Genomic DNA, 13,970 nt, shown 5'->3' with positions numbered 1-13,970 from the left:
ATAGTATCGCATTATGGCATTTTCTTATACCTTACTTTTATTTTAATTGTTAATCGCAGTATAAGTAGTATAAGGTGGCAGGCAAGCTATAATCCATTCTATACCAGTTAACCAATCTATCAAATGTGATCACCCTACATAAAACCAATTCATTGCAGAACGCACTATTGAACGCGCAGCTCCACGATCCATTTGCGTATCTTGGATTGCACAAGGAGCACGGCCAGTCTTTAGTGCGCGTATTTCGTCCCTATGATGTGAATGTATGGATCAAGACAGCCATCGGTTTTGAGCCGATGAAACGTATTCATCCGCATGGGGTTTTTGAATGGCGCGGGGAATTACCGCCTGATATGCCGTATCGGTTGCGAGTCGAAGAAAAAGGGGCAAAGCATACTGTCTCTGAAACGTATGATCCGTATGCTTTTCCACTGCAGATTTCCGATCATGATTTGTATCTGTTTAATGAAGGTAAACTGAGGCAGGCTTACCGGATGCTCGGTGCGCAGCAAGTCAGGAATGCCGGTGTCGACGGCATGCGTTTTTCGGTATGGGCGCCCAATGCCGGGCGTGTCAGCGTAGTCGGTGACTTTAATCGTTGGGATGGCCGCATTCACCCGATGGCGGTACACCACGCCAGCGGTGTCTGGGAACTGTTTATTCCAGGAATGTTGCCGGATTCACTTTACAAATACGAGATCAGCAATCGGGATAGCGGGGAAATTGTTCTCAAGACGGACCCTTATGCCAATCGCTATGAACTCCGCCCCAATACGGCGGCACTGACGCCTGCCACTAGTGCCTATGATTGGCGCGATGCAACGTGGATAGCGAATCGCAGCAATTGGGATTGGCTGCATGCGCCATTGAATATTCTTGAAATGCATGCCGGATCGTGGAAGCGGCATCCGGATGGCCGTTTTTATACCTACCGGGAATTGGCGCAGCACCTGCTGCCTTATGTGCAGGAAATGGGCTATACCCATATTGAATTAATGCCCGTTTCAGAGCATCCGCTGGATGAATCCTGGGGCTACCAAACCACCGGCTATTTTGCGGTTACCAGCCGCTACGGCTCGCCCGATGATTTCCGGTTCTTCGTAGATGCTTGCCACCAGGAAAATATCGGAGTGATCCTCGATTGGGTACCCGCGCATTTCCCGCAAGATGCTTTTGCACTGGCGCGTTTTGACGGCACAGCATTGTATGAACATGAAGACCCGCGCCTTGGATTTCACCAGGATTGGGGCACTTATATCTTCAATTACGGCCGCAACGAGGTCAAATCATTCCTGATATCCAGCGCGCATTACTGGCTAGCCGAATTTCATCTGGATGGCTTGCGTGTCGACGCAGTGGCTTCCATGCTGTATTTGGACTACTCGCGCAAAGAAGGCGAATGGCTGCCGAATAAGTACGGCGGCAGGGAGAATCTGGAAGCGATCGATTTTCTGCGCGAGCTGAATATTATGGTGCACGAGGAATTTCCGGGGGCGTTGACCCTGGCGGAAGAATCCACCGCTTGGCCGGCCGTATCGCGCCCAACCTATGTCGGCGGCCTGGGGTTTTCGATGAAATGGAATATGGGCTGGATGCACGACACGCTGTCCTATATGCAACAAGACCCCGTCCATCGGCGCTATCACCACGATAAGCTGACCTTCAGCCAACTGTATGCGTATACGGAAAATTTTGTATTGCCGTTCTCACATGATGAAGTGGTGCATGGAAAAGGCTCTCTCTTCAACAAAATGCCCGGTGATGCTTGGCAGAAATTTGCCAACGTACGCCTATTGTTTGTTTTTCAAACCACCTGGCCGGGCAAGAAGCTCAATTTCATGGGCAATGAATTCGCCCAGAAACTGGAATGGCGTGTGAGCCATGAACTGGATTGGCCCTTGCTGCAACAACAGCAGCACGCCGGCGTTCAGGCCGCACACCGTGATTTGAATCAGTGTTATAAAAACACCCCGGCCTTGCATCAGCTCGATTTTGCCGCCGAAGGCTTTAGTTGGATCGACTGCCAGGATGCCGATCAATCCGTGATCAGCTACCTGCGGCGTGCCAAAGACGGCGCATTTGTATTGGTGATTCTCAACTTCACTCCGGTTCCCCGTAGCGCTTATCGTATCGGTGTTCCCGCCAGCGGTATTTACCGGGAAATTTTCAACAGCGATTCCGCTTATTACGGTGGCAGCAACCTCGGCAATTTAGGCAATATTGCCAGCGTACCAATGCCCTGGATGGGATTTCCTGATTCGATCGCGATTACGTTGCCGCCGCTAGCGGGGGTTGTGTTTTCTTTGTAGGATTCGCGCCCAATCTCGGGTATCTGAATAAACACTTTAAAGAGGTGTCTTAAACTTATCCTAAACACCATCTTAAGAACTTTGCATAGTTTTTGTATTGGGATGATCAGTGTCAAAGTTTTTAAGGTTGCCTTCTAATAACTTTGTTGAGAGTTATTCTTTCATTCTTGATAAAGCTTAATTTGCATAAAAATCTTCAAGAGATGCTTTTCCATGAATCTCCTTTTCTAGGATTGAAGTCATCGTGTCTTCAAATATTTTTACAGCGCAGCTTGATTGCATGAGCTAGAGCGTTGAATCAGTAACTTGGTGCTTAGTTCCCAATTTCTCCCTATACTTACTTATTAACAAGCTGAGAATTTATAAAGAGCATTTTCCTTATCAATTTTGCGGTATTTTGAATTCTTTTATCGACTGCTATTGAACAATCTTTGTTATGTGACCAGAATGCTTTTAGAACAATTGATTCAATGTCATCTAAATTTTTAGTATTAATTAGCCAATTAATATTGTAAAGCTTTTCTTCTCGTTCATTTTTCATAGGTGTTAAGTATCTGAATGCAAGTTTGTATTCTGGTACTTTGCTTTCTGTACTTAATTTTTCTAAATGTTCTGAAAACTTGTGACTGCAAACTACTCCAGAGTAATTTAACTCATTACAAAGCTGATAAGCATCCACAATAGCTTTACCTACAAAACAATTATTCTTCACAAAGAATTCTCCCTTATGAAGCACACCACACACTGGCAATCCTTTTGCAAACATTTGGGCGGCGACAGTTGCTGATATAGCAAGCATAACCATATGTTTCATTCTTATAGCGAGCTCATCATCAGTATCATCGTATTGAAGAGTTAATAAAATAGTATCAGAGAATACAAGATGTTTAATCGCACTGATTGTTTTTCTGATTTCCGGAAAAACAATATTATTAGTTACTTGAGAGTTAGAGGTAGATTCTGCTTTTTTACTGGAATCCACCAGGATCTTTTTTGCTTCTTCCGGCAAATTTTCAATAATATCCAGAATTTCTAATATTGATGTGTTTATCTCAGGGTTGTTATTTAAAAGATTTTGATACCCCAAAATATCAAAGAACGCGATTAAACCAGTAGTCGATCCGATTGAGTCATTCAAAATTTTTCTCCATTGGCTAGTCGTGGTATCTCAGAGCACTAAGACAATATCACAGAAATACCTAACTCTCGCTCATGCGCCTCGATATGATCAAACTTAAAATCTGCTGGAAGCTTTCCACGATATTTTCTTAAGCGCGCAAGAATCTCACGAATCTCGGGAGTTTTCTTGATCTCAAGGCTATGTGAACCCTGAATAACTGTCATGTCGGGCATAGCGAGAAATCTATATTGTTGATTCAGAAGATTCCTCACTGTGTTCGGAATGACAAAAATGGGTTGTTCAGATTCCTTAAGGCCCTGTTTTTATCAATTGAAAACTGTGCAGGTACTACTCATCTGCAAGCTCCTAGATGATGTTTGATGAGATTGGAGTAAAGATTACTCGCTATTCCGCCATCGGAAAAATCTTTATGGAAGTGGTGCGTTGTCGCGCGCACTCCGCATAAAGACCAATGCACCCTTGTCAGTGGATATCGAACGGGATTCGGAACCGGTCGGCGCGAGTTGCCAGTCACCGGCTTGCAGCAAGGTATCGCCGACAAAAGCATCGCCTTCGAGTAACAAGCATTCTTCATCGTGTGTGAGACATGGCGATTGTGCTGCCCAGGATGTATCCGCAGCAAGTCGTACCAGCGAGGAACGAGTTTGTCCGTCATCAAATAACGGCTTGCTTGCTACGCCGGGCGCCAGATCCGACCATTTGCCTTCATTCGCGCGGATGGTGATCAATTCATGGCCATCACCGGGTAAAAAGGCGGTGAGCAGGTCGCGGGCAACTTCTGCGGTATGGCCTACCGGTATTCCTCTTAGGTACAGCAAGGCGCCAGTTTCTGAGGCTATCTTGCCATGGCGGCTGCCCGAACGCGCTAAATGGTAGTCGCCAGCATTTACCTTGAGCTCTCCGAGGCTAGCAGAGCCGCGCAGGACCACGCATTCTTCATCTTCATGGTGGCGGTGCATCGGGAGGCTGGCACCGGGCGCGATATCGAGGAGGAAGGCACGGGTGTTTTTGTCCAGCGTTTTGACGCGCACACCCGGGCGAATCTTGCGCCATTTTCCCTGCTCGCTGCGCACGGTGATGCGCGGCGATTCTGCGGCAGCGCTGGCATGAATGCGTTGAAAAAGCTGTGCGCGGATTTTTGAGCGTTGCTGTGCGCTGGGCGGTAATGGCTCCAATCCTTCCAGCAAAGCGGATTCTATTTTCTGTGCTTGTTCCGAATCTGCCGGATCTAAAGAATAGCGTTTTTTCATCATTCAAAACCTTTGATTAAATCTTCTTCCAACGCATCGTGTAATTGCTTCAGCGCGCGGCGAATATGCGATTTCACCGTTCCCAGCGCCATTCCCGTAAATGTAGTAATTTCCTCATGCGTCAATCCGCGAAAGAAAGCCAGTGCCACCAATTGCCGCTGAACCGGTTCGAGTTGTTGGAGTGCCTGGTTCAATTGATGGTTCGTTTGTGTGGCGGAGAGCAGATCTTGCGGATCGCCGTCACAAGCCGGTTCATGCATCAACAGCAGCTCCGGTTCCTCACAAAGCTCGACGCTGTCTTGCTTGCGCAAATAATCCAGCGCCCGGCTGCGCGTGATCGTTAACAGCCATGCGATGACATTGCCGCGTTGCGCGTCGAAACGCGGCGCTTCGCGCCACACTTGCCAATACACGTCTTCACTGACTTCTTCCGCTGCTTGCGGACTGCGCGTGATGCGCAGCGCCAACCCATAAACGCGCGCAAGGGTCGCTTCATACAATTCCGCTAATGCTTGTTCATCATGTCCGGCGATTGCGGTGACCCAAGCTTGCATTTGTATTTCATTCACGCTGGTGGCGCAGCATGTTGTATCACTATTTGTCACTGATCGTTAAACCTTATCGTTCACGAGTAATCCGGTTCACTGGGAACTCAATAGATTTATTAAACCATATTATTGGCAGAGATTCAGTAGTGTGGTGTCTCATAAAGAATTAGGCCAAAGGCGTCACACTAAAAATTGCTGATAATAGGGCGTAGTGAACCGGCTTCGCGCCAATTTTCTCGGAATATGCACATCGCCGGGTCGCAGCCATTGGGTTTGGATTGGCGAGGGATTGCCACCCAAGATATCAATGGCAAGACGATTGTATTCTTTTGAAAATTGCTGCCAAAGCGGGTCATTGGGATTGCAATAAATCGGGTCGAACGAGCAGGAAATGCCCGGCCCGCACGAGTAAATACCGTAAGGTTTAAATCTTCTTTCAGGGCGATGAACGAAATACGTGGCCCAACCGGTGGGCGCAAATCCGGTTTTTTGTTGAAAGGCTTGGGTGAACCGATACGATTCGGTGATGACTTGTTCCAGTCTGCCAATATCGTGCTCGTAGTATTGGAAATCCAGGCGGCTTTCCGTTTCGCCTGGGTGCCAGTACTCGTTAATGAAATCATGGCGCGAAAAAACGATGCCTTTCGATGGCGGCAGGCTGCCGCCATCGAAACCTCGCTGAATTGCCAGCCTTTTTGCAATGCGATATTGCTCGCATTCGGGTTGTGAACGCACAGGAGTTACGTTACCAGCCCCAGCTCGGTAACGTTGTTCTACAAAACAGGCAAGTTGATGCAGGATGACAACGGCCAGCAGTGCGTCGCAACCTTTGCGCAAACGCAATAGGTCATTGGTTAACGCCTCTGGGCTGTCATACACTTTTAAATCCACATCTGCCCTGCATAAGCTGGCCCGGCGCACTTCGATGACACATTCCACAACAATGCCGGATAAGCCGAAACTGCATTTGAATTCATAAAAAGCGGCAGCATCCTGTTTGTCAGATAATGTTTGCAGGCTTCCGTTTTCATCGATAGAGAGAATAGCCACGACATGACTGGAAAAATAACCGGGTCCGTCCAAGGACGATTCTTTGGTGTCTCCTACCGCGACTGAGCCGACAGTCGCTTCGCCAATTTCTGCCTGAAACGGGATTTCCCAGCCTTGCTGCTGTAACCAAAGACTCAGTTTTTTCAACCGGCATCCCGCTTGCACCCGGACCACATGCCTGCCCTGATCATCGGTTTCCAAACCCAGTATTGCATCCAGTTTGCGTGTGCAGAGCAATGTGCCACCGTCATTAGCGATGGTTTCTGTGACCGATAGCATGGAACCTACTGGGCGCACGGGCGTAGGAAATTGCTCCGTATTCCGGACAATTGCTTGTACATCCGCGTAGCTGATTGGCTCCACGTACACAGCGGGTTGCGTGCTACGGCTCGAACCCCAGTTGCTGAATTTTCGTCCATCATTTAAGAAAATACCGTGATACGGTTGTGCTGTTATTTCTTGCAGGTTGGTGTTCATTGATCGTTCCTCCTAGACCTATCTTGTTAAGCGAGTGATTCATATTTCTCGATGATAGGCGCGACTGCCAGCAGGGGAGTTACTTTTGCCAGTGCGTCCCGGATGTGTGACGTGGTGAAGTGTGCATTAATCGCGTTCTCATTAACCCATTCTTCAATAAACAAGAACTCAGCGGGATGACCGCTATTTCTAAATAATCGATAACTTAAGCAGCCCGTTTCCAAGCGGGTCGGTGCAACGATTGCTTGCAATATGGCTTGTACTTCAGCGATTTTATCGGCGAATGCGGTCACTTGGGCAACGACTTTGATGGTTTTCTTTGGCATAACATTTCTCCATTCTTTCGGTTATTAAAATAATTCCAGAAAAATAAAGCAAGCGCTTCTATTAACCTATACGCAGGAAATAGCAGTTTGGATGCATGCTGATATTTTTTTATTCCACGCGGCGCATAGTTATTGAGCATGTTATTGATAACAGATACTTTTCTTGTAGAAATCCTTTGTTCTATTGAGTGAAATTTAAGAAAGAATTTTATTTTTACAATTTCTTGCATCCAAATTTTAAGTTCCCGCGTATTAAGCAATGGAGAGATCGGGAGAAGCTATTTCTTTCAGGAAACTCCATGGATTTCCAGTATCGGCAACTGCTATCACTGGGCAAATTAACTTGAAATGAATGGATAGGAGACACAGTCATGGTTTTTTTACAATCGAAACAACATCACGTAGCCGAATGGGTTAAATATCTCGCGATTGCTTTAATGTGCGGACTCGTTGCAATCGATGGCATAAGTTCTGCATTGGCTGATTCGGGTAAAGCACAGGTGCAGCAGACGGGAGTCAGCGAAAACAAACACAACGAGGGCAGTGAAACGGATCTACGCTTAGTAATAGGCAGTGGTACGGTAGCGTCAAGGCTGGGGGGATATCCGGGTATTCTGGCTTTTTTACACAACTTTGCAGTGCCTGCCTTGCTCGCTGATAGCGAGATTGCATCATTTTTTGGAAATTTGACCCAAACGCCGGCGGAGATTGAGCAGTGCCTGGCTATGATGCTGGATCATGATTTAGGCGGTTCGTCACGGCATAGCGGCGCAACACTCGAATCAGGACATCGATGCCGTGGTTCCATGCCAAAAATTCACCAAGGACGAAATATTCCCGATGAAGTGATCACGAAATTTATTGGTATTGTTAGTCAACAAGCCGAGCTTGCGGGTGTGAGTCAGTTTGACACCAAAGCAATTGCTAAGGTACTTGAACGCAATCGTCCCGGCGTTCGTAACAAGTAATTCATCGCGATCAATCTAACACCCCACTCATGCAATGGGGTGTTGATTAAGCGTATGATTCCAGAGAAAGATGCAGGAAGAAGCTGCGTATCAATGAGTTCGAACTACTGCATGGAGTGCAAGCCAACCATATTGCCTTCCGTATCAGCGATCAGAGCGATAAAGCCGTATTGACCAATAGACATTTTCTCGCGAATTAATTTTCCGCCTGAAGGCGTTGCGCGAGCTGCCTCAACAGCGCAGTCTGCACACGTAAAGTACACCAGCACACCATTTCCACCGGACGGCCCGTCTTCCATTTTAACCAGCGCTCCGGATGCACCCATTTGATCTTCTGCCATCGGAAAGCTCCACAGTTCTATTTTCATTTCTGCAGGACTGTCCAAACGTTCCAGCTTAACCTGGAAAACAGATTCATAGAAACGCTTAGCCCGATCCATATCTTGCACGTAAATTTCAAACCATCCAACAGGGTTAATATTCATGTAAAGCCCTCCTGCTAACGCTATCGTAATTTACAACCAAACCATCATACCCATTTCCAGCGGATGGGACAGTAACGGATGGCAGGGGTAAATTCGAATGTAATATTCCTGCTTGCCACACAATTCCGGTGTTAGCCGGAGCTCAAAAATATGTTCGTCTGAGTCCTTTGTGCCTGTATATTCAAACTTGAAATGATTAAAGTTGGTTAATCGGGTTTTTTTATACTGGCGGTGCATCAGTAGCTCTACGATGACATCCTCCGGTTCCAGATTGTTCAGTTTGGCAGCCACCTTAAAATTCAATGCTTCACTAAAATGAGCGCGTTCAGAGGGAATGTCTAAGCGGCGCAGTGTTACGCCGCGCCAAGCGTTTCTTATTTTGGCTTTCCAAGCAGCAATATTTTTTGCGCCAGAAAAATCATTGGCTGCGTATTGCATGCCTTTGTTACTGGCTGAGCGATAGAATTTCGTGACGTATTCATCGACCATGCGGGTCGAGTTATAACGTGGCAGTAGTGACATCATCGAATGTTTGGCCATTTTTACCCATTCAGGCGAATACCCGAGTTTGCCATAATTGTAATAGAGTGGAACGACCTGATCTTGCAGGATTTCATACAGTGCGCGGCTTTCTTCTTTATCGCGCAGCGCATCCTCCATATCTCTCGGACCGGGTTTGATCGCCCAGCCATTTTTGCCGTCGTAGCCTTCTCCCCACCAGCCATCTAATACACTCAAGTTAATGGCGCCGTTAATGCCTGCTTTCATGCCCGATGTGCCACTGGCTTCGAGCGGATAGATCGGATTGTTAAGCCAAACATCCACGCCAGCAACTAAGCGGCGGGCGAGCCGTAAATCATAGCCTTCAATTAATAAAAGGCGGCCTTCAAATTCTGGGAATTGTGCAATCTGACTGATTCTCCGGATGACATCCTGACCCGGTACATCGGCTGGGTGTGCCTTGCCGGAAAAGATCAGCAACACAGGGCGGTCTTGATCAAGGATAATTTTCCGCAACCAGTCGAGGTTTTCGAATAGTAAAGCGGCACGCTTATACGTGGCGAATCGACGTGCAAAGCCCAATGTCAGTACGTTTGGATTGATGGGATCAACAAACTTTAGTAGCCGGTCAAGATGGGCTTCAGAGCCATGATTTCTGGTGTTTTGATCCGTGATGCGAGAACGGATGCCGTGAAACATTTGCGATTTTAACGATTGACGCACACTCCAGAATAAATGATCGGGTATGGCATTAATACCTGACCAATAGCCGGTATCGCACATCTTATTGCGCCATTCATGACCGAGATAACGATCAAACAGATCAGACCATTCCTGCGCCAGGAAGGTTGGCACGTGAACACCATTCGTAATATAGGAGATCGGATTTTCCTCCGGTTCAATCTGTGGCCACAAATCTCGGCAGATATTGGCTGATACGTCGCCGTGTATTTTGCTGACACCATTGTGTGTGCGTGAACCGTGGATCGCCAGTGCCGTCATGTTGAAGTCAGGGCTATCGGATACATGGCCGAGTGACAGAAATTCTTCGCGTGTAATGTTGAGATTCTGATAAAAGCTGGCAAAATAAGTTTGCATCATCTCTGCACTGAAATGATCATGCCCGGCAGGTACCGCAGTATGCGTTGTGAATACGGTATTGACGGCCACACTTTCCAACGCACTGGCAAAATCAAGTCCTTGTGCGACCAGATTGTGAATGCGCTCGAGAATCATAAAAGCAGCATGACCTTCGTTGATATGCCACACAGTCGGTTTGATGCCAAGCGCTTGGAGTGCACGTACACCGCCGATACCCAGAATAATCTCCTGTTCAATCCGCATGGTCCGGTCACCCCCATACAGGTTGTGCGTGATATAGCGGTCTTGTGGAGAATTTTCCGGTAAGTCGGTATCGAGCAGATAAAGTGTGACATGGCCTATTTTTGCCTGCCATACTTTTGCAACAATGGTGCGTTGCGGCAATGCCACTTCGATTTGCACACTCGAACCATTCTCATGCAAGACTGGCGTGACGGGCAGATCCTCAAAATCCGAGATGGTGTAGGTAACCTGTTGATTGCCCAAACTATCAATCGTTTGAGAAAAATAGCCTTGGCGATAGAGCAAGCCAATCGCTACGAATGGCAAGTGTAGGTCGCTGGCTGCTTTACAGTGGTCTCCAGCCAGGATGCCCAGACCGCCGGAATAAATCGGTAAACTTTCATGAAAACCAAATTCGAAACAAAAATAGGCAACCTGATCTTGCGGGCCTAAGTGCCCTGCATAATCCTGCGATGATGCGTCGTGATAGGAATCGTAAGTGGACAGGATGCTATTGTAGGTCGCGAGGAAAACCCGATCTTCCGTTGCTTTTAGCAGTGCTGATTCATCCACGCGTTTAAGAAATGCCTTGGGATTATGTCCTACTGCTTCCCATAAATTCGGATCAAGGCGGGAAAAAAGCGTGCGCGTGGCACGATCCCAGCTATACCAGAGATTGTTGGCCAATTCTTCCAGACGCTTAAGACGCGGTGGTATTTTAGGATTGACGGTAATGGTGAAAGCAGTTCTCGAAAACATGTTGACTCTCCTTGATGAGATTTATTTTTTGTATGGGTGGCTAATTCATTGTGTTGAAGAATGGGAATTGAATCTTGAAACCGCCAAATTTTCAATCCTGACTATTGAACAGATTATGTGCCTCTTGTTTGGCACCGAGCAAGCTGATTTCAGTATTTGTTATGACATGCACGGGAATTTCATTCATCAATGCAGAAAATCGTCCTTTGTCTCGAAATGCGCGCATAAAGCCACCTGAGCTTAATATATTAATAATCCGAGGGGCAATGCCGCCCGCTATGTAAACGCCACCCCGGCATAATCCAGCCAGCGCCAGATTACCTGCGTAGGCACCATAAATCTCAGAAAATAAATTCAATGATTTGATTGCGATCGGGTGTTTGCGGGTCTGAGCCAGTGCGGTTATGGTGGCGCCGCTGTCTTCCTCAAGATTAACTGGTGCTAAATCTGAAGCTATCGCTGCATTCATTTGCAGGAAATTAAAAATATTGGTTAATCCGGATCCGGATAGCAAACGTTCTACCGATACATGGCCGAATTTATCATGTAATGCCTTGAACAAGTGGATCTGCAATTCATTGACCGGTGCAAAATCCATATGACCTGCCTCAGTCGGCAATGCGAAATAGCGACCTTCCAGCCAGGTAAGCCAGGCCACGCCCATCCCTGTGCCCGCGCCCAGTACGACACGCATCCCTTGTGCGTTGACTTGCCCTGTTTGTAATGTTATTAAATCGTTGGGTGACAGGCTTTCAATCGCTAAGGCTGCCGCTTCAAAATCATTGATGAGCTTGACAACGGGAATAGAAAATTCATCCGAAATGTTCGTGCTACTTATTTGCCAGGGTAAATTGGTTACTTTTGTTTGCTGTGCAACGATAGGCCCTGCGATTGCGAAGCAGGCAGCTACCGGATGATTGACTGTCTCGGTTCGAGTCAGGAAGTCTCTCAGCATGTCAGAGAAAGTGACAAAAGCGGCGCTGTCATAACGATAGGTGAATTGCTGATGGATTTCTCCGTCTCTTATTTCAGCCAATTGCAGAATGGTTTTGGTGCCGCCAATGTCGCCATAAATAAGCTGTTTGATCAAGGTTATCAATCCAGAAATTTTCTAGGAAGCTTGCTTAAAAACTGGTGCGTGCATCAGTGCCCAAGCAATAGTATACATCGATAGACATGTTTTCATTGTCTTTGCTATGGTTTGACATACAATTGGACATTCAGTACATTTTCTCGGAAATTGGAAAGAATTGATTTCTCAACCGGTAATTTTTTAAAGTATTTTTATTGAATACATTATGGCTGAATCATTGATCATCGCTAAAACAAGCGAAACTGACTTGGCGCTTCTGCCTGCGATGGCAACACGTCATGGCTGCATTACCGGTGCAACCGGTACCGGTAAGACGGTTACCTTGCAGAAATTGGCAGAGTGTTTCTCCAGTATCGGTGTGCCGGTATTTATGGCGGATGTTAAAGGCGATTTGACGGGTATTTGTAAACCTGGATCGTTGTCCGGAAAAGTAAAAACACGTGTGGATCTGTTAAAACTGGATCTACCGGAATGGGAAGGTTTTCCAGTGACTTTGTGGGATGTACTCCAGGAAAATGGTCATCCGTTACGTGCGACGATTTCTGATATGGGGCCACTGCTGCTGGCACGTCTGCTGAATCTGAATGAAACACAAGAAGGCGTCCTCGCATTGGTTTTTAAAGTAGCCGATGATCATAGTCTGTTGTTACTCGATTTGAAGGATTTGCGTGCATTATTGCAATTTGTTGGTGACAATGCCGACAAATTCAGAACCCAGTACGGCAATGTTTCATCCGCTTCGATCGGTGCGATCCAGCGCAGTTTGTTGCAGATAGAAAAGCAGGGCGGGGACAAGTTCTTTGGTGAGCCGATGCTCAATATCGAGGATTTAATGCAAACGATCGATGGCAAAGGTGTCATCAATATTCTGGCCGCTGATAAGTTGTTAAATTTACCGCGGTTGTACAGCACGTACTTGCTCTGGATGCTGTCTGAATTGTATGAAAATTTGCCGGAAAACGGTGATCGTGAAAAACCTAAACTGGTATTCTTTTTTGACGAAGCGCACTTGTTGTTTAGTATGGCGTCTCCCGCTTTGCTGGAGAAGATCGAGCAAGTCGTGAGACTGATCCGCTCCAAAGGTGTGGGGGTTTTTTTCGTTACACAAAACCCGTTTGATATTCCGGAGAAAGTATTAACGCAACTGGGTAATCGCGTTCAGCACGCGTTACGCGCATTCACGCCGCGTGACCAGAAAGCAGTGAATGCTATTGCTGAAACCATGCGGCCTAATCCGAAACTGAATGTCAAACAAGCCATTCTTGAGCTTTCCGTTGGTGAAGCACTGATCTCTTTTCTCGATTCTGAGGGTTCTCCCAGTATTACCGAGCGTGCTTTTATAGTACCTCCGGTTAGTCAGATTGGTCCGATTACTGCAGATGAACGAAAACAACTGATTCAATCCTCCCTTGTGGCGGGTGTGTACGAACAGGAGATCGATCGTGAAAGTGCTTTTGAATTATTACAGGCGCGAGTCGGCAGTGAAAAGCCGCTTGGCAATTCATCGCAAGCCAAAGGTTCCGAAAATTTGCAGAAACCAACGAGCGAGGGAATTTTGGGGGATTTAGGCGACTTATTGTTGGGTTCATCCGGGAAACGTGGCGGGCGCCGTGAGGGGGTGATTGACGCGTTTGCAAAGAGCGCAGCCCGTTCGGTGGGTTCGTCCATTGCGCGTGAAATTACCCGCGGCTTGTTGGGATCATTATTAGGCCAAAAACGGCGCTAGTCATTCCGTCATCA

12 protein-coding genes are annotated in these 13,970 nt (G+C 47.0%); 3 read left to right on the top strand and 9 right to left on the bottom strand.

All coding sequences use genetic code 11. The annotated features are described in order from the left end of the window. Positions 1–125: 125 nt before the first annotated feature. Positions 126–2,309: a 1,4-alpha-glucan branching protein GlgB gene (glgB, locus tag QZ942_RS13450; protein ID WP_292996494.1), complete on the top strand. Its 2,184-nt coding sequence runs from the start codon at positions 126–128 to the stop codon at positions 2,307–2,309. A gap of 337 nt (positions 2,310–2,646) precedes the next feature. Here glgB and QZ942_RS13445 read toward each other — a convergent pair whose 3' ends face one another. The 6 genes from QZ942_RS13445 to QZ942_RS13420 form a co-directional block, all read right to left on the bottom strand. Next, positions 2,647–3,447, bottom strand: a complete 801-nt coding sequence (locus QZ942_RS13445) for a hypothetical protein (protein ID WP_292996492.1) — start codon at positions 3,445–3,447, stop codon at positions 2,647–2,649. Between the two features lie 38 nt (positions 3,448–3,485). Beyond that, positions 3,486–3,653 carry a hypothetical protein gene (locus QZ942_RS13440; RefSeq protein WP_292996490.1) on the bottom strand — a complete coding sequence of 56 codons (168 nt, stop codon included), beginning with the start codon at positions 3,651–3,653 and terminating at the stop codon, positions 3,486–3,488. 204 nt (positions 3,654–3,857) lie between these two features. Beyond that, positions 3,858–4,700, bottom strand: a complete 843-nt coding sequence (locus tag QZ942_RS13435) for a cupin domain-containing protein (protein WP_292996488.1) — start codon at positions 4,698–4,700, stop codon at positions 3,858–3,860. Continuing rightward, positions 4,700–5,305: a sigma-70 family RNA polymerase sigma factor gene (locus tag QZ942_RS13430; protein WP_292996486.1), complete on the bottom strand. Its 606-nt coding sequence runs from the start codon at positions 5,303–5,305 to the stop codon at positions 4,700–4,702. Before QZ942_RS13430 ends, QZ942_RS13435 begins: the two co-directional genes overlap by 1 nt. A 123-nt stretch (positions 5,306–5,428) precedes the next feature. Then, positions 5,429–6,775, bottom strand: a complete 1,347-nt coding sequence (locus tag QZ942_RS13425) for an FAD-dependent oxidoreductase (protein ID WP_292996484.1) — start codon at positions 6,773–6,775, stop codon at positions 5,429–5,431. 26 nt (positions 6,776–6,801) lie between these two features. Beyond that, a complete protein-coding gene (locus QZ942_RS13420; RefSeq protein ID WP_292996482.1) occupies positions 6,802–7,101 on the bottom strand; it encodes a putative quinol monooxygenase in 300 nt (99 codons plus the stop codon). A gap of 371 nt (positions 7,102–7,472) precedes the next feature. On the opposite strand from QZ942_RS13420, the gene QZ942_RS13415 reads away from it, so the two are divergent. Beyond that, complete coding sequence (locus QZ942_RS13415) at positions 7,473–8,069, top strand: hypothetical protein (RefSeq protein ID WP_292996480.1); 597 nt, start codon at positions 7,473–7,475, stop codon at positions 8,067–8,069. 104 nt (positions 8,070–8,173) lie between these two features. Here the strand turns inward: QZ942_RS13415 and QZ942_RS13410 are convergent, their stop codons facing one another. From QZ942_RS13410 to glk, 3 genes are all read right to left on the bottom strand, one after another. Beyond that, complete coding sequence (locus QZ942_RS13410; RefSeq protein WP_292996478.1) at positions 8,174–8,554, bottom strand: VOC family protein; 381 nt, start codon at positions 8,552–8,554, stop codon at positions 8,174–8,176. A gap of 30 nt (positions 8,555–8,584) precedes the next feature. Beyond that, positions 8,585–11,137: an alpha-glucan family phosphorylase gene (glgP, locus tag QZ942_RS13405; RefSeq protein WP_292996476.1), complete on the bottom strand. Its 2,553-nt coding sequence runs from the start codon at positions 11,135–11,137 to the stop codon at positions 8,585–8,587. A gap of 91 nt (positions 11,138–11,228) precedes the next feature. Then, the gene (gene glk, locus QZ942_RS13400; RefSeq protein ID WP_292996474.1) at positions 11,229–12,227 is read right to left on the bottom strand and encodes a glucokinase; all 999 of its coding nucleotides are present in this window, start codon (positions 12,225–12,227) and stop codon (positions 11,229–11,231) included. 208 nt (positions 12,228–12,435) lie between these two features. Between glk and QZ942_RS13395 the strand changes: the two genes are divergently transcribed. After that, complete coding sequence (locus QZ942_RS13395) at positions 12,436–13,956, top strand: helicase HerA-like domain-containing protein (protein WP_292996472.1); 1,521 nt, start codon at positions 12,436–12,438, stop codon at positions 13,954–13,956. The last annotated feature ends 14 nt before the right edge of the window (positions 13,957–13,970 follow it).

The organism is Nitrosomonas sp. (assembly GCF_021731985.1).
Classification (GTDB): Bacteria; Pseudomonadota; Gammaproteobacteria; order Burkholderiales; family Nitrosomonadaceae; genus Nitrosomonas.
Note: the sequence above shows the minus strand (reverse complement) of the source record. Positions and strands in the feature narration are given on the sequence as shown.